Here is a 24,716-nt window from a genome sequence, read left to right as displayed (position 1 = left end):
TTAGAATCGATCAGGATCAAAAACCCAAAATTCAGATCGAATTCCAGGAAACTGCCCTTGAGGACTTCTCACAAAATATATTTTTCCGTCATGTACATATACACCTTCTGTTCTTGCCAGACTGATCCCATTAAAATTGATTTTTGGGGTCCAAATGCCATTGTTGAAATCATATTCCCATAATTGCGCAGTTCCAGTACCAAGCCCTAAATAGGCCTTATTACCAACTACTGTAGCCACTCCCTTTCCTGCCCCTAACGTACCAGGAAATAGGGTAATACCTTCCCAATTTTCAAGGACTGGATTGTAAGCAAGTATCTGACTGTCTTCTGGATTAACAAAATACTGCTTATTTTCAAAAGTAAATGATAGCGTACTGCTACTGACTAAAAATGGTGTATTTCCTGCAGTACTCCAATTGCCCGTAGTGGGATCATATTTCCTGATGACATTTCCCAAACTTCCTCCCGCCAAATACAACTTTCCAGAAATTTCAAAGGCCACTGCATCGGAAACGTTAAAGGGCAAATCTGCAAGTTGGGTAATTATCCCATTCTGTAATCTAAAGAATGTCCTCGTATTGGGTGAAGATACATTTACACCTAAAAACCCTCCACCAAAATACCTGCTACTTGAGAAGGCATTCCATTTATTTTCCTCTAGGAGATCAATTTCCTGCCAGTTTACATCTCCTACTTGATAACGCCACATCTTTTCGTTAAGTGATTGCCCAGTATTTGAACCTTTACCCAGATAGAAAACATCACCTTCCTGCAAGGATATCCCATCAAATACACGTACCGTTGAAGGGAACTCAGCAATCAATGTATATCTTCCCAAAATATACCTGAAGCTAGTTTCAGATACTATTTCTAAATTCTGATTCACCACCCTAATACTAACAGTAGGAATATCTCCTCCTGAAGGTACCCGTACCCGTATAGAAGATTCAAAAGAAATATCTATTACATCTGCTTTTAGATCCCCAAAAAACACTTCTGTATCAGAAGTAAAGTTCTTACCATTGATTGTCACAATATCACCCGCTGGTGCAGTCTGGGGTGTAAAGCTTAAAATGGCTGGCGATAAGGTACTGGCTTCAATTGTATTTCCAAATAAAGACTGCCCCCCAATCTCGATGTATGCCTTTATATAGTAATTGGTATTTAAATTTAACCCATCAACTTCACCAAGGAATCTTCCTGGGTTTTCTCTTTCTCCCAATGAAACAATGATGGGTTGGTTGAACTGAGGATTATCCGCGATTTGAAATCCATGATCACTGGCATCTATCCTCTGATTGGTAATAATCCTTCCTGAAATCCTAAATCTCTCAGCACTTGCAAAAATCACATCTTCTGTAACAATCGCAGGATTAAAATCAAGGTCCTCTTCACAAGAAAAAAATATACCTGCCAGTAAGCTCAGGCAAGATAAAGCTACTACTATTCTTACTTTCATTTAAGGTTTATACTTTAAAGAGCGTTAAATTTAATTGAATATTACTTTAAAAAAAATTTGTCCCTGTTCTCAGGGATGAATTTTTGGAACATTTAAAAAATTAATAGAAAATCCTTCAGTAAAGCTGCATAGGTGTCCGAAAATTTTCCGTTTTCATCTTTAATTATTAAATCTTGGGACTCAAAACCACCTTCCTGACGGGAAAAGTTGCCCATTTTTCTTAACAAAGGCTTACTTGCTTTATCCCTGATCAAAAATTCTTTTTTTTGAAAAAGCCCCTTTTGCATTGCTAGGTGTTTAAATTGGGCCATTTCTACAGGTGGAAGTATGACAAATACCTCACCATCATCTGCTAATATTTCAATAGTCCCGTCCAATAAGGCTTCAAAGTTTAAACTTGACTGGTGTAGGGCTAAATTTCTTTTGGGATCAATAGAGAGAAGAGACCCTTTAAAATAAGGGGGGTTACTGACAACCAAGTCAAACTTCCTTATTGAAGTTTTGGAAAACAGCTTAAAGTCTTCATTTATAAAGCATATCCTGTCGGCCCAAGGACTATTTTCTGCATTTTGAGACGCCTGACTCCATGTCTCTTGGTCAATTTCAACACCCGTAATATCCAAATTGGGATAACGTTGGGCCATCATTAGCGAAACAACTCCTGTGCCTACTCCAATTTCTAACATTTGAGTAGCATTATCCGCCCTGGATAAGGCACCCAATAAGACCCCATCTGTTCCGACTTTCATAGCGCAGTGGTCCTGATGGATGCCAAATTGCTTAAATTGGAAAAATGACTTGGACATACTTACAGTATAAATTAAACTCAAGCGATCAAAGATATATTTGGCTTAGAACATAAAGCCCTATTCAGGGTTTTCATAACCTTGATCTGGAGGAAGATACGGCTTTTCAGCAGCAGCTACGGCCAGTTGATCACAGCGTTCATTCTCCGGATGACCGGCATGTCCTTTCACCCAGATCAATTTTGGTTTGTATTTTAAATGCAAGGGAATATACTTGCGCCAAAGGTCAGGATTTTTCTTGTCTTTAAACCCTTTTTTCTGCCAAGACCAAAGCCAGCCCTTTTCCACTGCATCCACTACATATTTGCTATCGGAATATATGGTTACCGGAATACCATTTACTTTGATTTCCTGGAGGGCTTTGATCACTGCCAAAAGCTCCATTCTGTTATTGGTAGTCATTCTGAAACCCTCTGAAAGCTCTTTCCTGTGCTGTTTGTACTGAAGAACGGCTCCATACCCCCCCGGACCGGGATTACCTCTGGCCGCTCCATCTGTATGAATGATAATCATGGCACAAAGAAATAAAGATTAATTGACAACTGGGACATTACTCCCTTAGAAGCTCAGAAAAGAAATTATAACAATTCGCTTCCCGATAAGGCAGTTTTGAAAATCTTAATAGCAATAGACAAAAGGATGATACCAAAGATCCTCCTTAAAACGTCCAATCCAGTCTTCCCCAACTTTCTTTCCAACCAGTTGGTGCTTTTCAATACCACATACACAATACCCAAATTGATGATGATTCCAACAGCGATGTTCCATTGGCTAAACTCAGATTTAAGCGTGAGAATAGTAGTAAGCGTACCTGCCCCTGCAATCAATGGGAAGGCGATAGGCACAATGGATGCAGAGGTGGTGGATGCTTCAGGGTCAGGCTTAAACAGTTCTATGCCCAGTATCATTTCAGCCCCTAAAGCGAAAATGATCAAGGCTCCTGCAATGGCAAAATCCTCCACCCCGATACCAAACAGGGAAAGGATGGATCTACCTACCAATAAAAACAACAACATCAGCACCCCCGCTGCAATGGTGGCTTTACCGGACTGGATATGCCCTACTTTTTTTCTGAGGTTGATGATGATTGGGACAGAACCCAGAATATCAATCACCGAAAACAATATCAGCGTAACTGAAAATATTTCTTTAATATCAAACATGCTTAATATTTCTTGAGAAAGGTAATCAATCGCTCCATCTCTTGATCCGTGATGGCGGGAAAGTTGGCGATTCGGAAACTGGTAGGTTTCAATGCCCCATAACCACTTCCTAATTGCATGCCTTCCTTTTCAGCATTTTTCTTAATTTCTGAAATAAACTCTTCTCTCCCGGTTACCGCCATTACTGTACTGCTTCGGGCGTCCGGATTCTGAATCAATAGTCTGAATTTTGAAGTATAGGCAATAGCATCTTCCAACATTCTCATTCTGTCCCTGGTATGCTTGTCTACATGTTGGATTTCAGGCATGTCCTGAAGTACCCTGTTAAGAAGGTAAATTCCAAAAACATTTGGGGTATAATGCGTCTGGTAATTTTCTGCATTCTCCAACATGAAATTGAGGCTATTGTACCTGCCTACCTCTCCTTTGTCCTTTGCTTTTGCTATAGCTTTGGGAGAGACAATCAAAAGACCTAGTCCAGCCGGAAGACCGAAGCACTTTTGAACAGAGGCATACCAAATATCAGCCAGATTAAAGTCTAATTCTATACCTGCCATGGAAGAAGTAGTGTCCACGGCAATCATCTTTTCCGGATACTTATTGGCGATGGCAGCAATCGTAGCATTGTGGACCTGAGTGGCATTGGAGGTTTCATTTTGGGTAAGAGCAACCAGGTCATAGTCATTACCAATTTGTAAAGCTTCTACATTTATCGTTTCCTCTGCATCAATTTTATGAGCAAAAGTCTTGGGTTCAATGTATTTGGCATATTCAAACCATTTCTTGCCAAATGAACCTGAAAAAATATGGCAACCCGCCGACTGCACGATCGACTGCGTAATAATTTCCCAATTTTCTGTCGCAGAAGATGTAAACAAAAGCTTATACCCCTCAGGCATGTGTAGTTTTTCACGCATCAAAGTTTCTGTTTCTTGATACAGGTTCATAAAAACAGCCGATCGGTGATTGGCACTCAGGATACCCTGCGCATAAGCATCCATCATATATTGGGGCAATTTATCGTAGACTTTCGATGGCCCCGCTGCAAATGTTATCATCCTCGTTAACGGTTAAGAAAATACAAAATTCCCAATTCATATCCTTGCAGACCCAATCCTGAAATCATACCCACACAAGCTTTGGATATGATGCTCTTGTGTCTGAACTCCTCCCTTTTATAAATGTTGGATATATGGACCTCAAGTACAGGTGTATTTACCCCGGCAATGGCATCTGAAATCGCCACAGAGGTATGGGTATAGCCTCCCGCATTCAATAAAATCGCATCATAACTGAATCCTACTTCATGGATTTTATTGATCAGTTCTCCCTCGACATTGCTTTGGTAATAGCTGAGGTCGATTTCTGAAAACTTAGCTTGGAGTGCCTTGAAAAAATCTTCAAAGGAAGTACTTCCATATATGTCAGGCTCTCTTTTTCCCAAAAGATTGAGATTAGGCCCGTTGATAATAATGATCTTCAAAATCTTTGATGGTTAGTGGTTTTGAATCCCAAAGTTAATCAAGGTTTCTCATTGAAAAGGGAATAAATCTAGAATAATCTGGAAACACCATTAAATTTGAGGCAATCTGTTTACTTAATTTTTAAAAATAAGAGAAAAACAATGAACGATTGGGCCAGCTATATCCTGCAATTTCAACATTACTTGAAAATTGAAAGGTCTTTGAGTAAAAACTCGATCCTTGCTTACCAACAGGACATGCAGAAACTCAGCCGCTTCATGGAAAATAATTTTCCTGAAACAGGCCCAAAAGAAGTCAAATTGCAACATCTCAGGTATTTTGTTAATGGATTGGCCGAATTGGAAATTTCAGCTTTCACCCAGGCCAGGATCATTTCAGGCATCAAAGCCTTTTACAAATTCCTCATGTACGAGGACAAAATCAATGAGGATCCTGCACAACTTTTGGAGACGCCCAAACTTGGCAGAAAATTGCCTGACACCTTAAGCTATGAAGAAATCAACCAAATCCTGGAAAGTATCCCACTCGGAGAACCTGAAGGCCATAGAAACCGGGCCATATTGGAGATTTTGTACAGTTCAGGTTTAAGGGTTTCTGAATTGACGGATTTAAAACTGGGCAACATATATGCTGATGTAGGCTTTTTAAGAGTGATTGGAAAAGGTAACAAAGAACGTTTGGTGCCCATTGGGCGGGATGCCCTAAAATATCTGAAGCTTTATCTAGAGGAATTTAGAAATTACATGCAGGTAGCCAAAGGACACGAGCAGTTTGTATTTTTGAATAGACGGGGTAAAAAACTAAGCCGGGTGATGGTATTTTTGATCATCAAAAAACAAGTAGAAGCTATTGGACTTAATAAAAATGTCAGTCCCCATACTTTTCGGCACAGTTTTGCTACCCATTTGATAGAAGGAGGGGCAGACCTTAGAGCCGTACAGGAAATGTTGGGCCACGAAAGCATTACCACAACAGAGATATACACCCATTTGGACAGGGAGTATCTCAGGCAGGTACTCAATGAATTCCATCCCAGGAAATAAGGTCCAAAGCCAAATTGGATTCCATAAATTGGGTTTTTCTATGGTTACAACTAAAATATTTTTATTTTTATTGAATTGCTGAAACAATCCCAAAATCACTGTCGTCTTACCTATGCGGAAAAGCGAGTGCAAAAATTGGTTACTGCTTCCCCGTATTTGTAGCATTAGTTTTTAATCCAACCTTTGAATGAAAAAAGCGCTCTTTCCCCTGACTATCATGCTGCTGGGCATCTTCAACCCAACTTTAGTATTTGCCCAACTTCAAAAGGGGAATTTAATGATTGGAGGCGGCATAAACTACAACCGTTCAAATACTGAAGCTTTTGATTTTTTCAGTGCAGCAAGCCAATCCGAAATAAGAACATTTACTTTAAATCCGAAGGTCGGTTTTTTAATTTCTGATACTTGGGTAGTCGGGTTAGAAGGTAGGTTTTCCAGTTTTAATAGTAATGTTGAAGTCATGCCCCCCTCACCTGCTACCAATGTTTTAGAAATAAAAGATATAGGAGCTGGGGCTTTCGCAAGAAAGTTTTTCCCAATCCACGAAAAGCTCGCATTCTTTGGACAATTCAGCACTACCTATTTGAGTAATAACCAAGAAAATTCCATTGATCAGAATAACAGTTCACTTGTTTTTGAAAGCAATGCTCGTAGGTGGGAGAATCAAATTGGTGCAGGATTGGCATTCTTTCCTACACCATGGATAGCCATTGAACTGAAGGCAGTTCCGATAAATTTTGGATTAAAATGGAATGAAACCAAAAGTTCAGGTGCTACAGGATGGAGTACAGAAATCTCCTCTTCTTATTTCAATTTAGATTTGAATACTACTTCTGTTTTTTTAGTGGTTAACTTTTTTATCAATAGGAAAAAATGAAAAAATTCTTGCTCCTACCTATCCTGATATGCTTATCCCATCAATTAGCCTATGGGCAATTCCAACAAGGAACTTTCATGGGCAGGGGTAATGTCAGTATCAACCGTGTCAGTACTGACAGAACATTCATCAATCCCCAGTTTCCAAATTCGGATAAGCAAACGGAGAACATTTGGACATTGCTTCCTGGATTAGGCTATTTCATAAGGGAAAATCTGGCAATTGGAGCCCAGGGAGGAATCGGTAGAGGTACCAATTCCCTATCAATGGAAGGTTATTCCGGCTCTAGAACAGTTACTAGGGATTTTTATGCCGGTATATTTGTGAGAAAGTTTCTGGTCTTGGATGAAAATTTCTCTTTTTTTCTGGAAGGTCAGGGAAGCAGAATCTGGGAAAGACCATTTTTTGAAGGTTCCGATAGCAGATTTTATGATACCAAGGGTGATGGCTGGCATGCGGGAATGTCCATAGGATTTCATTATATGCTTTCAAAAACCATTGGCATAGAGTTAAAGTCCGGTCTTTTGGAGTACAATACCTCAACAACCTATAACTTAATGGAAGATGTACAGATCAATAGACAAAATGGATTCAACATCAGTCTTCTTTCACAATTTGGACTAGGTTTGAACATCTTTTTCTAGGCTCCCTGTTCCTTAAATCATCCAATATTGTATTTATTGAAATTCAAGTTTTTGCAGGATTATCCCTTTGATTGGCTATTGTTGGAGAAGATCATCAAACTTTATTCCCAGACTTTATCCAAAACCTTTATTTTTGCTGGCGTTATAAACCTGATACAGCGTGTACAAATCTATCATCAAGCCAATCCTTTTTAAAAAAGACCCGGAAGCAGCCCATCACTTCACCTTTTCCTGGATAAAAAGAATTTTTAACCTGCCGGTTGCCAAATCCTCTATCAAGTCCATTTTCAATTATGAAAACCCAGTCCTTGAAAGAGAGGTGTTTGGACTGAAATTCAAAAACCCAGTTGGTCTCGCTGCTGGTTTTGACAAAGATGCCAAACTGATTGATGAAATGGCCATGCTAGGCTTTGGTTTTATAGAAATTGGCACCTTGACACCTAGGCCTCAAGAAGGTAATCCCTTACCTCGACTGTTTCGTCTTCCTAAGGACAAAGCACTCATAAATCGTATGGGTTTTAACAACGGAGGTGTAGAAGAAGCGGTAAAAAGGCTTAAAAAAAGAAATTCGTCAGTTTTAATAGGAGGCAATATCGGGAAAAACAAGGTTACTTCAAATGAGGATGCCGTATTGGATTACCTGTATTGCCTGGAAGTTTTACACCCTTATGTAGATTATTTTGTAGTCAATGTCAGTTCTCCCAATACGCCGAACTTAAGGGAACTGCAAGAGAAAGAGCCTTTAAAAAAATTGCTCTCCGCAGTGAAAAACGCCAATACCAAAAAAAGCAAACCCAAACCCATTTTATTAAAAATTGCGCCTGACCTTACCGTAGGGCAATTGGACGACATCATAGACATTGTTCTGGAAACAAAAATAGACGGGGTGATCGCTACCAATACCACCATTGACAGAAATCAACTGAAATCTCCGAAGGCATTAATTGAAAATATAGGTGCAGGAGGCGTGAGTGGTAAAGTTTTATCCAAACGCAGTACTGATGTAATCAAATATCTGTCCATTCAATCCAATCAAGCTTTCCCTATTATTGGTGTGGGAGGAATATTTACCGCAAAAGATGCTATAGAAAAACTAGAAGCAGGAGCATCTTTGGTTCAAATATACACAGGCATGATTTATGAGGGTCCGGGTATTGTCAAGCGGATTAAGAAAGGTTTGGCCGAATATTTGGAAAAACAACCCAAGTAAATCCGTAAATTTAAATTATCTTCATTCCAAGAAAGAGACTGACTGAATCAAAAATGGCTTCAGAAACACCCAGAACGAATACTTTTAGAAAAAAGAACGAACCGAAATCAAAATCAAAGTCTGGAAATGGAAAGCGGTTTTCCCTTTCTTTTACCCAAGACAAAAGAATTCCTTTGACTTTTGGTATCATTCTGATTTCCCTTTCTATATTCATGGTTTTTGCTTTTATCAGTTACCTTTTTGAAGGAAAAGCGGATCAGGATATCGTAGTATCCCCTATGAATCAAAATCTTAGCAGTACAGCTGAGGAAGCCAGAAATTGGTTGGGTTTTTGGGGTGCTCAGGTTTCTCATCTTTTTATCCATAAATGGTTTGGAATTGCTGCTTTTTTAGTGCCTCCATTTTTGTTCATTCTGGGAGTTAAGGTTGCTTTCAAAAAATTAATTTATCCGTTATCCAGATACCTGGCATTTGCACTCTTTTTTACCTTTTGGCTTTGTTTGTTAACAGGTTACTTGGTACAAAAATCCGATGGTTACCATAGTTTGGGAGATCTCAGTGGAGGGTTTGGTGTTGAATTGGGAATTTTAGCAGACAATTTCCTGGGCTGGGGCACCTTTATTCTTATCGTAGGTTCATTTTTGATATTTATCGTATTCTTTTTCAATATTGATCAGTTAAATTGGTTTTCCTCTTCTGAAAAACCAGAAAGTACCGCTTCATCCAAAGAAACAGAGGCGGATGATGGAAGTCAAGAAAATGAGAGTGATACAGATGAAAACCCTGAGGAAGAGTTAGCCCTTGAAGATGATGGAAGTTCATGGACCATCAGCAAGGAAGACAAGCAGGCAAAATCACCTGTTCCCTCTCCAGTATTTAATGTAGAGGGAGGGGAAGACATCCCAGATGAGCCGCCCGTTGTTTCAAAGCAGGAAGAAGACAAAAGATTCTCTGTGGTCACTTCGGAAGGAGAAGAAAAAACCGCGGAAGAAGTAGAAAACCTAGATCCTTACGACCCCAAACTGGACCTTCCACAATATCAGTATCCTACATTAGACCTGCTAAACGAATATGATTTTCAAAAAGTCACTGTATCCAGGCAGGAATTGGAAGAAAATAAAAATAAGATCGTCGAGACCCTGGTCAACTTTAAAATTGGCATACAGGAAATCAAGGCAACAATCGGACCGACAGTAACTTTATATGAAATAGTGCCTGATCCAGGGGTAAAAATCTCCAAAATCAAAAACCTGGAAGATGACATAGCCCTTAACCTGGCAGCTTTGGGAATCAGGATCATTGCTCCCATGCCGGGAAAAGGGACTATCGGCATTGAAGTTCCCAACAAAAACAGGGAATTGGTTCCTGCCAAATCCGTCTTAGGCACGGAGAAATTTATGAAGAGCGACAAAGACCTTCCTGTTGCCTTAGGCAAAACAATTTCCAATGAAGTCTTTGTCATTGACCTGGCCAAAATGCCCCATCTTTTGATGGCCGGGGCTACAGGGCAAGGGAAATCAGTGGGTTTAAATATGATTCTAGCTTCTTTGGTCTATAAGAAGCATCCTGCTCAACTTAAATTTGTTTTGGTGGATCCCAAAAAAGTGGAACTGACCCTATTCAACAAAATTGAGCGTCATTTCCTTGCAAAATTACCCGGGTCAGAGGAAGCCATTATCACCGATACCAAAAAGGTCATCTACACACTGAATTCCCTTTGTATTGAAATGGACAGACGCTATGACCTGCTCAAGGATGCCGGTTGTAGAAACCTGAAAGAATACAATGCCAAATTCATTGCCAGAAAGTTGAATCCCGAAAAGGGGCATCGGTTCATGCCTTATATTGTTTTGGTGATTGATGAATTGGCCGACCTAATGATGACTGCAGGCAAAGAAATTGAAGGCCCCATTGCCCGTTTGGCCCAGTTGGCGAGGGCCATTGGTATACACCTGGTAGTTGCTACCCAGCGACCATCTGTGAATGTCATCACGGGTATCATCAAGGCCAACTTCCCGGCACGACTGTCATTCAGAGTGACTTCGAAAATTGACAGCCGCACCATTTTAGATTCTGGCGGTGCAGAACAATTGATCGGCATGGGTGATATGCTATTGTCTCATGGTTCGGATGTCACCAGACTTCAATGCGCATTTTTGGATACACCTGAGGTGGATGCCATTTGTGATTGGATTGGTGAGCAGAAAGGTTATCCTGACGCCTATTTATTGCCTGAATTTGAAGGTGAGGATGGGGATAGTAGTGTTGGAGACATAGATTTGGCCGATAGAGATCCTCTTTTTGACGATGCGGCCAGACTGATTGTACTGCACCAACAGGGTAGTACCTCTCTTATTCAAAGGAAATTAAAACTAGGCTATAACAGGGCTGGAAGAATTGTGGATCAACTGGAAGCAGCTGGCATCGTAGGCCCATTTGAAGGCAGCAAAGCCCGGGAAGTTTTGATACAAGATGAAGAAAGTTTGGAACGGTTATTGAACAGTTTGTAAAACCGTGAAATGTCCTTGAATTACGTATTAACAAAAAAATCAAATGTTTCAGAAATTAGTAAGGTTTGTCCTTTTATTGGTGCTTATTTCCAATACAGCCTTTAGCCAAAAAGACCCAAAAGCCAAGGCCATTTTAGATGGTGTCAGTCAAAAATACCAATCGCTTAAAGGAATGAAAGCCAGCTTTGAGTTTTCTGATGGACGCATGCAGCCCAGGAAAGGAGAAGTAGCCATTAAGGGAGAAAAATACCGCATCAAATTGCCTGAACAGGAAATTTTTAACAATGGAAAAACAGTTTGGACATTTATTGAATCCGGAAATTACAAAGAAGTAACCATCAACAATGCCAGCGATATGGGAGATGAGCTTACACCTTCTTCGGTGTATAACATTTACAAAAAAGGATACAATTACAGGTTGATTGGAGAACGAACAGAGAACAAAAAAATCCTTCAAGATATAGAATTACTGGCTGAAAGTGCCAGTGCCCCATTCAAGCGGGTTATTCTTACCGTCGACAAAGAGCAAAAAGACCTTTTGGGATGGGAAATTTACGATGACCAAGGAGACATGTTCAAATATACTTTTACCAACATTAATACCAACGTGGACATCCCGAATGACTATTTTAACTTCGATCCACAGCAATACGGAAAAGTAGAAATTATAGATTTGAGATGATTTTGATCCCGCTGCACATGCGGGATTATTTTTTATCCCTACTTTTGGAAAAAGGATATCCAAGATGAACCGAGAATCACTATTTAGAGAAATACAAAAAAAAGCCTCCTTTTTATGTGTGGGCCTGGATACTGACTTTTCTAAAATCCCTCCTCATCTTCACCGGGAAGAAGATCCTGTTTTTGAATTCAATAAACAAATCATTGATGCCACTTCGGACTTTGCTGTGGCTTACAAACCCAACATCGCCTTTTATGAGGCTTTGGGGCCTAAAGGTTGGGAGAGTTTACAAAAAACCCTAGACTATATCCCCAAAGATATTTTTACCATCGCCGATGCCAAAAGAGGCGATATCGGCAATACTTCTTCATTGTATGCCAAAGCATTTTTTGAAACCATGGAATTTGATTCCGTTACGGTAGCGCCCTACATGGGAGTGGACAGTGTCCAACCATTTTTAGAATTTAAGGATAAATGGGTGATTCTTTTGGCCTTGACATCCAATGAAGGAAGCAAGGATTTTCAGCTTATCACTTCCCAAGATGGTAAACCCCTTTTTCAGGAAGTTTTGGAAAAAAGTGCCACTTGGGGTACCCCTGAAAACATGATGTATGTGGTAGGGGCAACGAGAGGAGAGAAAATTGCTGAAGTCAGAAAGATCGTACCGGATCATTTTTTCCTAGTACCCGGAGTAGGGGCACAGGGGGGAAGTCTTAAAGAGGTGGCTCAAAATGGCATGAACAGTCAATGTGGCCTGTTAGTAAACTCCTCCCGGGGAATTATATATGCCGCCAATGATCTAAATTTTGCAGCGGCAGCCAAATCAGAGGCTAAAAAACTCCAGCAGGAAATGGAGGCACTTTTAAACAAACACCTTTAGCCCAAATCAGTGATTTAACGCTTCCTCAAAAAAATAAATATATTTATCGCACCGGCTATCTCCAATGACCCATAGCCTGTCCAGCTTTTTTGAGTTACTTTTTGAAAATAATCGGATAAGATCGGAAGTGACATTCCTTTTTTAAAATTTCTGCTATAAATTAAATGATTATTTAAAATCGATGGTTTCAATTTTTAAAAAGACTTTTGGCTATGGATTTTCAGGAAAACTTTCTCCATACAATCTGGAAATACCAGTATTTTGACAAAAAAAATCTCCAGACCACTACTGGTCAAAACTTGGAAATAAATAAAATCGGCTTTCATAATTTTCATGAAGGGCCTGACTTTTTGGAGGCCCAAATCCAATTAGGAACCATGCAATACCATGGTAATATTGAAATCCACAGAAAATCATCTGACTGGATCAGCCACGGACACTCTGATGATGAAAATTACAATGCTGTCATGCTGCATGTGGTCTTCGAGCACGACCGCCCCATTCTTCGATCGGATGGAACAGAGATTCCTACATTGGAATTGAAAGGTAGAATATTTCTTGAAGTGATCAGAAACTATGAAAGGTTGAGTGAAAGCAAAGATGAAATTCTATGTGGCTCCAGATTACAGGAAACACCAGAAATCATCCGCTATTCCATGTTGGAAAAATCTCTTGTAGAACGTCTTGAACTCAAATCAGACCAAATCCTATACATCATGGGAAATACCAAAAACGACTGGGAAGAAACTGCCTACAGGTGGCTTTTCCGGTGTTTTGGTTTCAAAACAAATGCCGAAACCATGTTTAACCTTGCCAAATCAATCCCCTATAAAATCTTAAAAAAGCAAGGGGACAAAGCTCAAGTCATTGAAGCCATTCTTTTTGGTCAGGCAGGCTTATTGCCTGTAAATGGACATGATGCCTACAGCCATTTTTTGGTTTCCGAATATGGTTTTTACCAAAAGAAATATGGATTAAAGCCAGCCCTATCCTTTCAAGATTGGAAATTTATGGGGGTAAGACCAGGTAACTTCCCCTATCGTCGAATAGCCCAGCTCGCAAAAATCCTGGCCGCAAACAGTTCCCTTTTCTCTGTAGTCCTAGATTGTTCCAAAGAGATAGCCCAATTCCGGAAAATGTTTGATGTGAATGTGGATGTTTATTGGCAACATCACATCAAACCTGGCATTATTTCAAAGAATAAACTTGCCAGCAATTTGAGTAAAAATACTTTTGATTTACTCATCATCAATTTTATCAGTCCATTATGGTACAGCTATGGAAAATTCATGAATGAAGTGCACTGGAAAGAAAAGGGTTTTGAACTGCTTCAGGACCTTAATTCTGAAAATAATTTCATTTCAAGGAAATTTGAAAAAATAGGCTGGCATGTGCATAATGCGTTTGATTCCCAGGGCATGTTGGGACTATATCATAATTACTGTAGAGAAAAACGCTGTATGGACTGTAAAATAGGGCAGAATCTTTTGAAGCCACCAAAAGTCGGCCTTTTGGTTTAAACTTTGATTTACCGTACTTTTGTGCTCCAATTGAAAATAAAATGGATAAACCGGTAATCATCTTAGGAGCAAAAGGAATAGCACATCCTGCATTGGAAATTTTCAACAGCAACCAAGTCATTGTTTATGGCTTTTTGGATGAACACGAAAAATTGCATGGCAGTGAAATCAATGTAGTACCCATATTGGGACATCCTGAGGATGATGGTTACCTCAAACTCATCGGTAAAAAATGTGAAGCATTTGTCGCCGTAGACGACAATAAGTACAGGCAATTCCTGGTACAAATGCTCAATGAAAAAAGGAAGGTACAACCCGTAAATGCCATCCATGAGCGTGCCTACATTTCTACAGACGCCAGTATAGGTCATGGGAATTTTGTCAATGCCCAAGTAACTGTTGGAGCAGGTGCTAAAGTAGGAAGTCATTGCATTTTCCATACGGGTGCGATCATTGACCACACCTGTGAATTGGAAGACTTTGTGCAAATTGGTGCTGGCTCCATCATCAATGCGGGTGTGACCATCAAAGAAGGGGCCTTTATCGGTTCTGGAGTAACCATAGTTTCCGGCATTACCATTGGTAAAGAAGCCAGGGTAGGTGCAGGTTCCGTAGTAATTGCTGATGTCAAAGATGGGGAGACCGTATTTGGAAATCCAGCTGCACCCATCAAAAAGTAAAATATTCAATTCAATTATATACCAAAACACCCTGTCGGAAACAGGGCTTAAGTTATGGAAAACAACAATTACAGTATCCTGCTTTATTATTGCTATGCCAATATAGAAGATACAGAGGCATACAGAGAGGAGCATCATCTCTTCTGCATTGAAAATAACATCCGAGGAAGGATCATAATCTCCCCTGAAGGCTTGAATGGAACAGTTTCAGGTCTTAAAGAGGATTGTGAAAAATACATGGCATATATCCATGCAGATCCCCGCTTTGCCAAAACAGAATTCAAAATTGAATCCCATGACAAGCATGCTTTTGCCAAAATCCATGTAAGGGTTAAACCTGAAATCGTCCACAGCAGCCTGCGCCATATAGATCCCAATGTAAAAACCGGGAAACATTTGGCACCTGAGGAATTTAAAGCACTCAAAGATCAGAACGATGTGGTAATATTGGATGTAAGGTCAAATTATGAACACGAATTGGGCAGGTTCAAAAATGCCATTACCCTAGATATTGACAACTTCCGTGATTTTCCAGAAAAAGTAAAAGAGCTGGAGCACCTCAAGAACAAAAAAGTACTGACTTACTGTACGGGTGGCATCAAATGTGAAAAAGCATCGGCTTTCCTTTTAGAGCAAGGATTCCAAGATGTCTACCAGCTGCACGGAGGAATCATAAAATATGGCTTGGAAGCCGGTGGTGAGGATTTCGAAGGCAAATGTTACGTCTTTGACAACAGAATTGCCGTAGATATCAATAAGGTCAACCCCGTAGTGATTTCAACCTGCCATGTTTGTGGTACCGAGTGTGACCGTATGGTCAATTGTGCAAACCCGAGCTGTAATGCTCACCTGCCAATTTGTGAAAAATGTGGCTGGGAAATGGAAGGTGCATGTTCAGTGGAATGTAAAGATCACCCTGAAAAGCGCCCTTACGATGGTACAGGTTATTACCAGAAAAATACCAACGGGTATAATCCCTACAAAGGTCTTTTTAGACAGAAGGACAAAGAAAAAATAAAGTCAATTTCAGATGAGTAAGAGAATTCCAGAGTCCGAGCTGATCATTAATGCTGACGGTAGTGTATATCATCTCAACTTGAAGCCAGAACACCTGGCTTCAACTGTTATAGCAGTAGGTGATCCAGATAGGGTAAAAAAGGTCTCTCAACATTTCGATACCATTGAATTTGAAATTTCAAAAAGAGAATTTGTAACCCATACCGGTCTTTATAAAGGAAAGCGGATTACAGCCATCAGTACTGGAATGGGAACAGACAATATTGAGATTTTCATGACTGAATTGGATGCACTCGTCAATGTCGATTTCAATACCCGATTATCAAAAGAAACACACACGCCTCTTGAAATAATCCGCATTGGAACTTCTGGAAGCATGCAAAAAGATATCCCAGCAGGCTCACTCTTGGCATCTGCCTATGGTATTGGGCTGGATACATTGATGGTATTTTATCAAACTGATTATTCAGCAATGGAGCAAACCATTGGTAAAGTGATCCAAAAGGAATTGGATATTCCCTTTACACCTTATTGTATAAAAGGTTCTGAAAAATTACTCAATAAAGTCGGTAAAGGTCTGCTTATCGGAAATACCGTAACCTGCCCTGGATTTTTTGGCCCACAGGGAAGAGAAGTGAGGATCAAGCCTGCAATCCCAAATATCATTGAGAAATTGGGGAATATTAAAATCGGCGATTTTCAACTTACCAACTTCGAAATGGAAACTGCGGGTTACTATGCAATGGGCAGGTTATTGGGGCATGAAGTCATGAGCCTAAATGCCATCATCGCCAACCGTATTACCCATAAATTTGCTAATAATGCTTACAGCATTGTGGATCAATTAATTATCCAGACATTGGAAAACCTTGCTAAGGATTAATAGCTTTTTACAACAGAAGGAGCGTGCCATATATGGCGCGCCTCTTTTTCATCTATCCACAAACTTTTCAAATATTTCAACCCCAATCTTAAATCGCTGAAATTTTAATACCACTCACATAAGCATACTACAGAACAAACCTACTTTTTACACTTTAATGTATATACACGCTTTTTTAGAACCACTTCAAGCTGAGCGCGTTAATAATGTAGGGCTTTATGGATTTAACCATGATTATATTAAACTTAATCAGTGTTTACCTGTTAAACAACATTCCATATTATCAAAATTTTATTTTATTTAATTTCCATTAATTACAATTAAAAACTGTATAATTAATCCTATCACAAATATTATAAAATTATAAATTGTAATTTTGAAAACCGCCAACTATAAAAAAAATTAAAAATGAAATCTGTTTTATCTTATTTTGGATTAATCGCAATGCTTTTTTTAAGCCTGTCTTCGCAGGCCCAGAATTACACCATCAAAGGAAAGGTAACCAATAGGGAGTCAAATCAACCCATGGAATTTGCCAATATTGCATTGCTCAATGTGGCTGACACTTCACTTGTGACCGGTGGAATGAGTGATTTAGACGGTACATTCTCCTTTGATACAGACCAAAGCGGAGATTTTTTATTAAGAGTAGGGTTTATTGGGTACGAAAATTATTTTAAGAACATCACCTTAAGTGACAAAGAGGTTTTGAATGTTGGAAACTTAAGAATCAGGCCTGATGCTACAAACTTGGAAGAGGTTGTAGTAGAAGGTGTTACTTCCATGTTTGAAAGTGACATAGATAAAAGAACCTTCAATGTAGAAAACAGCATTGTTGCGGAAGGAGCCACTGCAACTGAACTATTGGAAACATTGCCTTCTATTCAAGTCGATGATGAAGGAGGGATCTCTATGCGGGGAAGTGGGAATATCCTGATCTACATAAACGGGCGTCCATCCAATCTTTCTGGAGATGATGCAGAAAGTATATTGGCACAGTTTCCCGCCAACAGCATCAAATCTGTCGAGTTGATCACCAACCCATCTTCAAGATATGATGCAGCTGGTGTAGGTGGGATCATCAATATCATCCTGAAAAAAAATGAAAAAACAGGCTTAAATGGTCAGGCTAATTTTTCCGTTGGTACCAGGGATAAATATCAGGCTGGAATCAATATGAACTATGGAACTGGAATTGTGAACATCTACGGTTCTTACAATTATCAAAACCGAAGATTGTTTAGAGAAGGAGAAGGGCTGAGACAATCCTTTCTTCAAAGTACATCACCGTTTTTAGATCAAGACAATTATGGCGAAAGGATTGATGTAAATCACCTTGTGAGAACCGGGTTGGATGTAAATTTCTCAGACAACAAAACACTGGGATTTTATGTACAGGGTAACTTTAGAGACAGAACTGCATTTAATGAGCTAAACCAGAGAAATGAAAATAGTCTAAGGCAATTAGACAGTCTTTTCGTAAGAAATACAGATGACAGCAGGCAAAGTTACAATATAGAAAGTGGGCTTAATTATACTTGGGACATTGACACTTTGGGGCAACGCTTATTTACATCGATATCTTATTCCTATGACAGCAGGTTTCAAGAAGAAATTTACGATCAATTGTTTTTCAATCAATTTAACCAAGAAGTTCCTACCAACAGACTACTTCAGATCAATGAAAGGCCCCAGAGCAGCAACTTTTATGTCTTGCAATTAGACTATGAAAAACCTTTTGCCAATGGTGGCAAACTCGAATCTGGCCTTAAGGGGACTTTCGGAGAATGGGACAGAGGTCAGGATTTCTTCCAAGGGGATGCCAGTACGGAATTTATACCAGTCAGAAGTGATTTCTTTAGCGATGGTTTCAACTTTAAAGAAGATGTGTATGCTGCATACTTAAGCTATCGGAATCGAATAGGTAAATTAGGCTATCAGGGTGGATTAAGAGGGGAGTATACAGAAACACGCTCTATACAGGAAAGTAATCAAAATGTGGTAATTAATAATTATTTCAACCTTTTCCCCAGCCTCTATTTTTCTTATGACTTAGGACAAGAAGAGGAATTTACCGCTAATTTCAGCAGGAGGATCTCCAGACCTAACATGTGGGCTTTGGCTCCCATTTTTAGGGTATCTGACTTGTTCAATCTTTCTGTTGGTAATCCTTTTTTACAACCTGAGCTCACCAATAGCTATGAGGTAGGCTACATGAAAGGCTGGGAAAAGTACTTACTTAACGCTACAGTTTATCATAGATTTTCAACTGATATCCTTACAAGAGTAATCCGATTAGATGAAAATAATGTGGCGGTTCAGACCAGAGAAAACGCAAATAGCAGAAGCTCTACAGGTTTTGAAATGGTCAACCAAATCCAGGTAACCCAGTGGTTTGATGCTACCCTTACCGGTAATGTTTTTTATTCTGAAATAATTGGAGATAATATAGAGTCTGGATTCAATAATTCCAACCTGAGTTGGACGGTTGCACTACTCGGAAATATGGCCATTCCTAATTTTGCGACTGTACAGATTCAGGGTAACTATAGAGGACCGATTGTACTGCCACAGGGAGAAATTGAACCCATGTGGGGCATCAATGCAGGAGTTAGGAAAAACATCATGAATAACAGGGCCACTGTCAGTCTGAATGTCAGCGATATTTTTAATACCCGGATTTTCAGAATCAGAACAGAGGACTCAAGGTTTGTGCAGGACAGGATGTTCAACCGGGAGACCAGAATCGGGACCATTTCCTTTGCCTATAGGTTTGGTGGTTTCAAAGACCGAAACGGAAGAAGTGGAGATAGAGAAGAATTTGATGAAGACATGGACTTTTAGTAAAAGTTGCCCATTCACCCACGTACCCTTTAGATGCAATATCTAAAGGGTTTTTTTTATGAAAACAGCTTAATTTGTGATAATCTTTTCATGATATGGACCAATCCCTCAAAGCAAAAGAAATTATTCAATCCCGTCCAAGTCGCTTAGTTCTAACCAACGCATCTCCATTTCTTCGAGCTTGCCTTCTATTTCCTCAATTCTTTGAGACCATTTTACCAAGGCTTCATGGTCTTCTGTACCTGAAGAAATCTGCTCTACCAAGTTGGATTTTTCAGTATTTAGCGCTTCCATCTGAACACTCAAACTTTCAAATTCCTTTTTCTCCTTAAAACTCGCCTTTGCTTTTGAAGTATTGGATTTAGGTTCAGGAGAAACGGCTTTTTCTACCTTTTCGCTTTTCTCTGCTGACTTCTGTTCTTTTTCCCATTCCCTGAAGTCCGTGTAATTGCCAGGAAAATCTTTAATCTTCCCCTCCCCTTCAAACACAAAGAGATGTTCTACCAACCTGTCCATAAAATACCGGTCATGGGATACAATGATCAAACAGCCCGGAAAAGTATCTAAAAACTCCTCCAAGGTATTCAAAGTCATGATATCCAAATCATTGGTTGGCTCATCCAAAATCAGGAAATTAGGACTTTTTATCAGCACCATAAGGAGTTGGAGACGACGTCTTTCCCCTCCACTCAATTTGGCAATAGGGGTATGCTGTTGTTTGGGTGGAAAACCGAATTTATTCAGGAATTGGGATACTGTGATCGTACTTCCTCCCGCAACGGTGACTACTTCAGCCACTTCTTTGACGATATCTATCAGACGTTTTTCTTCATCAAAGCGATCCTCTTCCTGTCTGTAATAACCAATGGCTGTCGTTTGTCCCAAACTTACAGTACCCGAATCAGGCTGTATCAGTCCCGTTATCATATTCAGAAAAGTAGTCTTCCCAGCTCCATTAGGGCCTACAATCCCAATTTTATCTCCTTTTTTGAAAGTATAGGAAAAATCCTTCACAATGGATTTTGCATCAAAGGATTTACTGATTTTCTCAATTTCAATAATTTTATTACCTAGGCGCTGACTGGTAACAGTCAGCTCTATTTCCCTTTCTTCTTTCTTTTGGAAAGCTTTTTCCTTGGTCTGTTCGAAGGCATCCACCCTGTATTTGGCTTTTGTACCCCTAGCCTTGGGCTGACGTCGGATCCACTCCAATTCCTTTTTGTACAAACTCTTGGCTTTTTCCTGCTCGGTTTGTTCTATTTCTCTGCGCTCAGCCTTTTTTTCAAGAAAGTAACCATAATTTCCTTGGTAACGGAAAATTTTTCCATTGTCCAGTTCCAGAATTTCATTGGTAACTTTTTCCAAGAAATACCGGTCGTGTGTTACCATAAACAATGCAAGATTGGCCTTGGACAGGTAGTCTTCCAGCCATTCAATGGTTTCAAGATCCAGGTGATTGGTCGGTTCATCCAAAAGCAAAAGATCCGGTTTTTCCAAAATGGCTTTGGCCAAGGCTACCCGTTTCCTTTGTCCCCCACTCAGATTGCCAACAGGCAATTCAGTATCATGCAAGCCTAATCTGCCAAGGACTTCCTTGATCTGAAACTCATAATCCCAAGCTTGTAAGGCATCCATTTTTTCGAAAAGTTTCTGAAGAACATCACCATTATCCTTACCCATTTCGGAATCAAGCATGGCTTTGTTATAATCTTCAATGACTTGGAGGGTTTCATTTTTAGTCCCCTCAAAAATGGTTTGGAAAATGGTTAAATCACCCAAAAAAACTGGATTCTGATGCACATAACTCACCTTCACTTGCTGATTGATCCCAATTTCACCTGAATCGGGCACTTCTATTCCCATGATGATTTTCATCAAGGTGGACTTGCCAGCCCCATTTACTCCGACTAAAGCAATTTTTTGTCCCTGATCAATCCCAAAAGAAATATTTTGAAACAATACACGCTCCCCAAAAGACTTGCTGAGGTTTTCTACAGATAGGTAATTCATGGGGCAAAGATAAGTGAAAAAGTATCGAAAAGTCTTTTCAGACCAAGATTAAGCAATCAGCTTTGAGGTATCGATAAAAAAACTATTTTTGTAAACAGATGCTCTCCAAAAAAACCAAATATGCTTTCCATGCCCTGACTTATCTGGGCAAACACAGGGACCAAAAAACGGTATTGATCCAGGATATCTCGGAGGAGTACGGTATCTCCCATAAATTTTTGGAAAATATCCTGCTTGAATTGCGAAAAGCAGGAATTCTGGGCAGTAAAAAAGGAAAAGGAGGCGGTTATTACCTCATCAAAGATCCTAATGACGTGCCCTTAAGCAAAGTAATTAGGCTGTTGGAAGGCCCTATTGCCCTGCTGCCTTGTGTCAGCCTCAATTATTACGAACCCTGTGCAGAATGTAAAGATGAGACGAAATGTGGCTTAAATAAGGTGATGATTCAGGTCAGAGATGAAATGCTCAAAGTGCTGGAAAACAAAACATTAGCAGATATTTTAGATAAAGAATAAAAAAATTTCCCTAATAACCCTATCTTTTATATAGGTTTTATATACTTTTGTCATTAAACTCAATTTGAATCGTATATGATCCTAGATCAAGCTATCAAAAAATGGTTCATCACTAAGAAAGGACGTGACAGCAATGCCAAAAGTCTGGCCAAATCCATTTCATGGCGAGTAGTAGGAACCTTGGACACTATGGTGATTTCATTTTTTGTAACAGGCCAACTCTTGATGGCCGTTTCTATCGGTTCCATTGAGGTCGTCACCAAAATTGCCCTGTATTATCTGCATGAACGTGCTTGGGAAACTGCCACCAAACCGAAAAAAAATGAGCTTGAAGAAGAATTTGCATAAGTTAGGTCTAAAAATTGACTCCCTTTCTCCTACAGAGGGACTGGCCTTTTTATCCGATTTATTTTATGGAAAAGTAGCATTTTCCACCTCTCTGGGGCAGGAAGATCAGATAATCACGCAACTGATAGCAGCAAATAGCCTACCTGTTACAATATTTTCTTTGGATACAGGAAGGCTATTCCCTGAAACATTAGACCTGCTGGCCAGAACAGAAAGCAAATACAAAATCAAAATCAAAGTTTATTACCCAGACAGGAAATCTGTGGAAACTTTAGTCGACAATATTGGCATCAATGGTTTCTACGAATCTGTAGAAAACAGGAAGTCATGTTGTCATGTGAGAAAAGTAGAACCTTTACAAAGGGCTTTGGAAGGCAATAGTATTTGGGTCACTGGTCTGCGGGCAGAACAAAGTGCCAATAGATTGGGAATGAAAAAACTGGAATGGGATGCTGCAAACAACATCATAAAATACAACCCTTTATTGGATTGGACTTATGATCAAATGTTGGATTACATCAAAACCCATCAAATCCCTTATAACCCCTTACATGACAGAAATTTCATCAGTATTGGTTGTGCTCCCTGTACCCGAGCCATTCAGCCCGGCGAAGATCCAAGAGCAGGCAGATGGTGGTGGGAAGCGTCGAAGAAAGAGTGTGGATTGCATGGGAAGTAGAAGCGAGAGTTTAGACTTGCCTGCTGAAAGCAGGAGCGAGAAGCGAGAAAGCTAAATCGAGAGATGGTGAGGAGTATTGGGTGAAATATGCTTTGCGAAATAAGTTGATATATGCCTCGCGATATAGTTCATTTAGTGTTGAAATAAAGATTAGTCTATAATTGCCATTCGGAAAATGGTCTAATCTCTAAAGAAAAACCAATGTGTTAGTCGTGAGTTTTACTAAACCAAAACAGATGGCCAATAAAAAATCTAATAGTTGGTCTTAAAAGACAATAGGAGATAAATAAAATGTTGAACTAGTCATCAAATGTATTTAATGTCTGATAATCATCATTTAAAACTTTATATAAATACTAGAATAATCGTTTTCCAACGAGAATCTGAGTCTTATTTCTAACCTCTCGCTTCTCGCTTCTCTTTCAAAAAATCTGAAATCTAAGATCTAAAATAACATGTCCCTAATATATTTCAATCCTAAAGAAGCAGAATCCATCCATATCCTCAGAGAAGTGGCGGCGCAGTTTGAGCGGCCCGTTTTGCTTTTCTCAGGCGGGAAGGATTCCATTACCTTGGTGCGCTTGGCTCAAAAGGCTTTTTATCCTGCCAGGATTCCATTCCCGTTATTGCACATCGATACCGGACACAATTTTCCTGAAACCATTCAATTCAGGGATGAATTGGTAAAGGAATTGGGTTTGGAGTTGATCGTGCGGAATGTCCAGGACTCCATCGATCAAGGGAAAGTGAGAGAGGAAAAAGGACGCTATGCCAGCCGTAACACCTTGCAGACAACTACGCTTCTGGATGCCATTGAAGAATTCAAATTCGATGCTTGTATTGGAGGTGCGAGAAGGGACGAGGAAAAAGCCAGAGCTAAAGAGCGGGTGTTCTCCGTAAGAGATGACTTCGGACAATGGGATGAAAAAAACCAACGCCCCGAACTCTTCGATATGCTCAATGGACGAATCGAGCAAGGCCAACATGTACGGGTATTCCCTATCTCCAATTGGACGGAATTGGATGTATGGGAATACATCAAAACCGAAAACATCAAAATCCCTTCCATTTATTTCGCTCATAAGCGGGAAGTATTCTTCCGTGATGGCTTGATCTGGACAGCGAATGAACATGTATACAGGGAACCTCATGAAGAGGTGATTGAGAAAATGGTGCGCTTCCGTACAGTCGGCGATATGACCTGTACAGCAGCGGTCTTATCCGAAGCAGATACCTTGGATACAGTGGTCGAAGAAATTCGCTTGTCAACTCTGTCGGAACGCGGCGCCAGAATCGATGACAAGCGTTCAGAAGCAGCGATGGAGAAACGGAAAAAGGTCGGGTATTTCTAGAAGCGAGAGGCGAGAAACGAGCGTTTAGAAACAAGAAACAAAGCCTGCCCGAAATATCTGGGAGTCAAAAAAAGGTGAGAATGTAGAATTAGGAATGAAGAATGACAT

General features: G+C 39.8%; 23 protein-coding genes. 16 read left to right on the top strand and 7 right to left on the bottom strand.

Annotation, left to right across the window (positions count from 1 at the left end; genetic code table 11):
• From B879_RS06475 to aroQ, 6 genes are all read right to left on the bottom strand, one after another.
• On the bottom strand, positions 1 to 1,461 hold the full coding sequence (locus tag B879_RS06475; protein WP_009184354.1) for an IPT/TIG domain-containing protein: 1,461 nt from the start codon (positions 1,459 to 1,461) through the stop codon (positions 1 to 3).
• 92 nt (positions 1,462 to 1,553) lie between these two features.
• On the bottom strand, positions 1,554 to 2,267 hold the full coding sequence (locus B879_RS06470; RefSeq protein WP_009184353.1) for a tRNA1(Val) (adenine(37)-N6)-methyltransferase: 714 nt from the start codon (positions 2,265 to 2,267) through the stop codon (positions 1,554 to 1,556).
• Positions 2,268 to 2,327: 60 nt separating this feature from the next.
• On the bottom strand, positions 2,328 to 2,780 hold the full coding sequence (gene rnhA, locus B879_RS06465; protein WP_009184352.1) for a ribonuclease HI: 453 nt from the start codon (positions 2,778 to 2,780) through the stop codon (positions 2,328 to 2,330).
• Positions 2,781 to 2,845: 65 nt separating this feature from the next.
• Positions 2,846 to 3,430, bottom strand: a complete 585-nt coding sequence (locus B879_RS06460) for a MarC family protein (protein ID WP_009184351.1) — start codon at positions 3,428 to 3,430, stop codon at positions 2,846 to 2,848.
• A 2-nt stretch (positions 3,431 to 3,432) separates the two neighbouring features.
• Positions 3,433 to 4,488 carry an aminotransferase class V-fold PLP-dependent enzyme gene (locus tag B879_RS06455; protein WP_009184350.1) on the bottom strand — a complete coding sequence of 352 codons (1,056 nt, stop codon included), beginning with the start codon at positions 4,486 to 4,488 and terminating at the stop codon, positions 3,433 to 3,435.
• Between the two features lie 5 nt (positions 4,489 to 4,493).
• Complete coding sequence (gene aroQ / locus B879_RS06450) at positions 4,494 to 4,913, bottom strand: type II 3-dehydroquinate dehydratase (protein WP_009184349.1); 420 nt, start codon at positions 4,911 to 4,913, stop codon at positions 4,494 to 4,496.
• Positions 4,914 to 5,054: 141 nt separating this feature from the next.
• Between aroQ and xerD the strand changes: the two genes are divergently transcribed.
• The 12 genes from xerD (at position 5,055) to B879_RS06390 (ending at position 19,704) form a co-directional block, all read left to right on the top strand.
• Entirely contained in the window at positions 5,055 to 5,957 is a 903-nt protein-coding gene (gene xerD / locus B879_RS06445) for a site-specific tyrosine recombinase XerD (protein ID WP_009184348.1), read from the top strand.
• A gap of 187 nt (positions 5,958 to 6,144) precedes the next feature.
• Positions 6,145 to 6,834: a hypothetical protein gene (locus tag B879_RS06440; RefSeq protein WP_009184347.1), complete on the top strand. Its 690-nt coding sequence runs from the start codon at positions 6,145 to 6,147 to the stop codon at positions 6,832 to 6,834.
• Positions 6,831 to 7,478, top strand: a complete 648-nt coding sequence (locus B879_RS06435) for a hypothetical protein (RefSeq protein ID WP_009184346.1) — start codon at positions 6,831 to 6,833, stop codon at positions 7,476 to 7,478. Before B879_RS06440 ends, B879_RS06435 begins: the two co-directional genes overlap by 4 nt.
• Before the next feature lie 160 nt (positions 7,479 to 7,638).
• A complete protein-coding gene (locus tag B879_RS06430; RefSeq protein ID WP_009184345.1) occupies positions 7,639 to 8,688 on the top strand; it encodes a quinone-dependent dihydroorotate dehydrogenase in 1,050 nt (349 codons plus the stop codon).
• A 53-nt stretch (positions 8,689 to 8,741) separates the two neighbouring features.
• Positions 8,742 to 11,198, top strand: coding sequence for an FtsK/SpoIIIE family DNA translocase (locus B879_RS06425; RefSeq protein ID WP_009184344.1), 2,457 nt, complete (start codon positions 8,742 to 8,744; stop codon positions 11,196 to 11,198).
• 43 nt (positions 11,199 to 11,241) lie between these two features.
• Positions 11,242 to 11,880, top strand: coding sequence for an outer membrane lipoprotein periplasmic chaperone LolA1 (gene lolA1, locus B879_RS06420; protein ID WP_009184343.1), 639 nt, complete (start codon positions 11,242 to 11,244; stop codon positions 11,878 to 11,880).
• 64 nt (positions 11,881 to 11,944) lie between these two features.
• On the top strand, positions 11,945 to 12,760 hold the full coding sequence (gene pyrF / locus B879_RS06415) for an orotidine-5'-phosphate decarboxylase (RefSeq protein ID WP_009184342.1): 816 nt from the start codon (positions 11,945 to 11,947) through the stop codon (positions 12,758 to 12,760).
• A 212-nt stretch (positions 12,761 to 12,972) separates the two neighbouring features.
• Positions 12,973 to 14,280: a DUF2851 family protein gene (locus tag B879_RS06410; RefSeq protein WP_009184341.1), complete on the top strand. Its 1,308-nt coding sequence runs from the start codon at positions 12,973 to 12,975 to the stop codon at positions 14,278 to 14,280.
• Positions 14,281 to 14,321: 41 nt separating this feature from the next.
• The gene (locus B879_RS06405) at positions 14,322 to 14,960 is read left to right on the top strand and encodes an acetyltransferase (RefSeq protein ID WP_009184340.1); all 639 of its coding nucleotides are present in this window, start codon (positions 14,322 to 14,324) and stop codon (positions 14,958 to 14,960) included.
• Positions 14,961 to 15,014: 54 nt separating this feature from the next.
• On the top strand, positions 15,015 to 15,998 hold the full coding sequence (trhO, locus tag B879_RS06400) for an oxygen-dependent tRNA uridine(34) hydroxylase TrhO (RefSeq protein ID WP_009184339.1): 984 nt from the start codon (positions 15,015 to 15,017) through the stop codon (positions 15,996 to 15,998).
• A complete protein-coding gene (locus B879_RS06395; RefSeq protein ID WP_009184338.1) occupies positions 15,991 to 16,860 on the top strand; it encodes a nucleoside phosphorylase in 870 nt (289 codons plus the stop codon). The genes trhO and B879_RS06395 overlap by 8 nt, the downstream gene beginning before the upstream one ends.
• A gap of 408 nt (positions 16,861 to 17,268) precedes the next feature.
• Positions 17,269 to 19,704 carry a TonB-dependent receptor domain-containing protein gene (locus B879_RS06390; RefSeq protein ID WP_009184337.1) on the top strand — a complete coding sequence of 812 codons (2,436 nt, stop codon included), beginning with the start codon at positions 17,269 to 17,271 and terminating at the stop codon, positions 19,702 to 19,704.
• Positions 19,705 to 19,827: 123 nt separating this feature from the next.
• Here the strand turns inward: B879_RS06390 and B879_RS06385 are convergent, their stop codons facing one another.
• A complete protein-coding gene (locus B879_RS06385) occupies positions 19,828 to 21,714 on the bottom strand; it encodes an ABC-F family ATP-binding cassette domain-containing protein (RefSeq protein ID WP_009184336.1) in 1,887 nt (628 codons plus the stop codon).
• A 98-nt stretch (positions 21,715 to 21,812) separates the two neighbouring features.
• Between B879_RS06385 and B879_RS06380 the strand changes: the two genes are divergently transcribed.
• The 4 genes from B879_RS06380 (at position 21,813) to cysD (ending at position 24,608) form a co-directional block, all read left to right on the top strand.
• Entirely contained in the window at positions 21,813 to 22,229 is a 417-nt protein-coding gene (locus tag B879_RS06380) for an RrF2 family transcriptional regulator (protein ID WP_009184335.1), read from the top strand.
• 75 nt (positions 22,230 to 22,304) lie between these two features.
• Positions 22,305 to 22,577, top strand: a complete 273-nt coding sequence (locus B879_RS06375) for a DUF2061 domain-containing protein (RefSeq protein ID WP_009184334.1) — start codon at positions 22,305 to 22,307, stop codon at positions 22,575 to 22,577.
• Entirely contained in the window at positions 22,552 to 23,256 is a 705-nt protein-coding gene (locus tag B879_RS06370; RefSeq protein WP_009184333.1) for a phosphoadenylyl-sulfate reductase, read from the top strand. Before B879_RS06375 ends, B879_RS06370 begins: the two co-directional genes overlap by 26 nt.
• Before the next feature lie 455 nt (positions 23,257 to 23,711).
• Positions 23,712 to 24,608, top strand: a complete 897-nt coding sequence (cysD, locus tag B879_RS06365) for a sulfate adenylyltransferase subunit CysD (RefSeq protein WP_009184332.1) — start codon at positions 23,712 to 23,714, stop codon at positions 24,606 to 24,608.
• Positions 24,609 to 24,716 lie beyond the last annotated feature (108 nt).

Origin of the sequence: Cecembia lonarensis LW9, assembly GCF_000298295.1 — a bacterium.
Lineage (GTDB): Bacteria > Bacteroidota > Bacteroidia > Cytophagales > Cyclobacteriaceae > Cecembia > Cecembia lonarensis.
This window is presented reverse-complemented; position numbering and strand designations above follow the sequence as displayed.

Coding starts and splice junctions, on each gene's coding strand:
- B879_RS06475 (WP_009184354.1), bottom strand. CDS start 1,461: ATGAAAGTAAGAATAGTAGTAGCTTTATCTTGCCTGAGCTTACTGGCA.
- B879_RS06470 (WP_009184353.1), bottom strand. CDS start 2,267: ATGTCCAAGTCATTTTTCCAATTTAAGCAATTTGGCATCCATCAGGAC.
- rnhA (WP_009184352.1), bottom strand. CDS start 2,780: ATGATTATCATTCATACAGATGGAGCGGCCAGAGGTAATCCCGGTCCG.
- B879_RS06460 (WP_009184351.1), bottom strand. CDS start 3,430: ATGTTTGATATTAAAGAAATATTTTCAGTTACGCTGATATTGTTTTCG.
- B879_RS06455 (WP_009184350.1), bottom strand. CDS start 4,488: ATGATAACATTTGCAGCGGGGCCATCGAAAGTCTACGATAAATTGCCC.
- xerD (WP_009184348.1), top strand. CDS start 5,055: ATGAACGATTGGGCCAGCTATATCCTGCAATTTCAACATTACTTGAAA.
- B879_RS06440 (WP_009184347.1), top strand. CDS start 6,145: ATGAAAAAAGCGCTCTTTCCCCTGACTATCATGCTGCTGGGCATCTTC.
- B879_RS06435 (WP_009184346.1), top strand. CDS start 6,831: ATGAAAAAATTCTTGCTCCTACCTATCCTGATATGCTTATCCCATCAA.
- B879_RS06425 (WP_009184344.1), top strand. CDS start 8,742: ATGGCTTCAGAAACACCCAGAACGAATACTTTTAGAAAAAAGAACGAA.
- lolA1 (WP_009184343.1), top strand. CDS start 11,242: ATGTTTCAGAAATTAGTAAGGTTTGTCCTTTTATTGGTGCTTATTTCC.
- pyrF (WP_009184342.1), top strand. CDS start 11,945: ATGAACCGAGAATCACTATTTAGAGAAATACAAAAAAAAGCCTCCTTT.
- B879_RS06410 (WP_009184341.1), top strand. CDS start 12,973: ATGGATTTTCAGGAAAACTTTCTCCATACAATCTGGAAATACCAGTAT.
- B879_RS06405 (WP_009184340.1), top strand. CDS start 14,322: ATGGATAAACCGGTAATCATCTTAGGAGCAAAAGGAATAGCACATCCT.
- trhO (WP_009184339.1), top strand. CDS start 15,015: ATGGAAAACAACAATTACAGTATCCTGCTTTATTATTGCTATGCCAAT.
- B879_RS06395 (WP_009184338.1), top strand. CDS start 15,991: ATGAGTAAGAGAATTCCAGAGTCCGAGCTGATCATTAATGCTGACGGT.
- B879_RS06390 (WP_009184337.1), top strand. CDS start 17,269: ATGAAATCTGTTTTATCTTATTTTGGATTAATCGCAATGCTTTTTTTA.
- B879_RS06385 (WP_009184336.1), bottom strand. CDS start 21,714: ATGAATTACCTATCTGTAGAAAACCTCAGCAAGTCTTTTGGGGAGCGT.
- B879_RS06380 (WP_009184335.1), top strand. CDS start 21,813: ATGCTCTCCAAAAAAACCAAATATGCTTTCCATGCCCTGACTTATCTG.
- B879_RS06375 (WP_009184334.1), top strand. CDS start 22,305: ATGATCCTAGATCAAGCTATCAAAAAATGGTTCATCACTAAGAAAGGA.
- B879_RS06370 (WP_009184333.1), top strand. CDS start 22,552: ATGAGCTTGAAGAAGAATTTGCATAAGTTAGGTCTAAAAATTGACTCC.
- cysD (WP_009184332.1), top strand. CDS start 23,712: ATGTCCCTAATATATTTCAATCCTAAAGAAGCAGAATCCATCCATATC.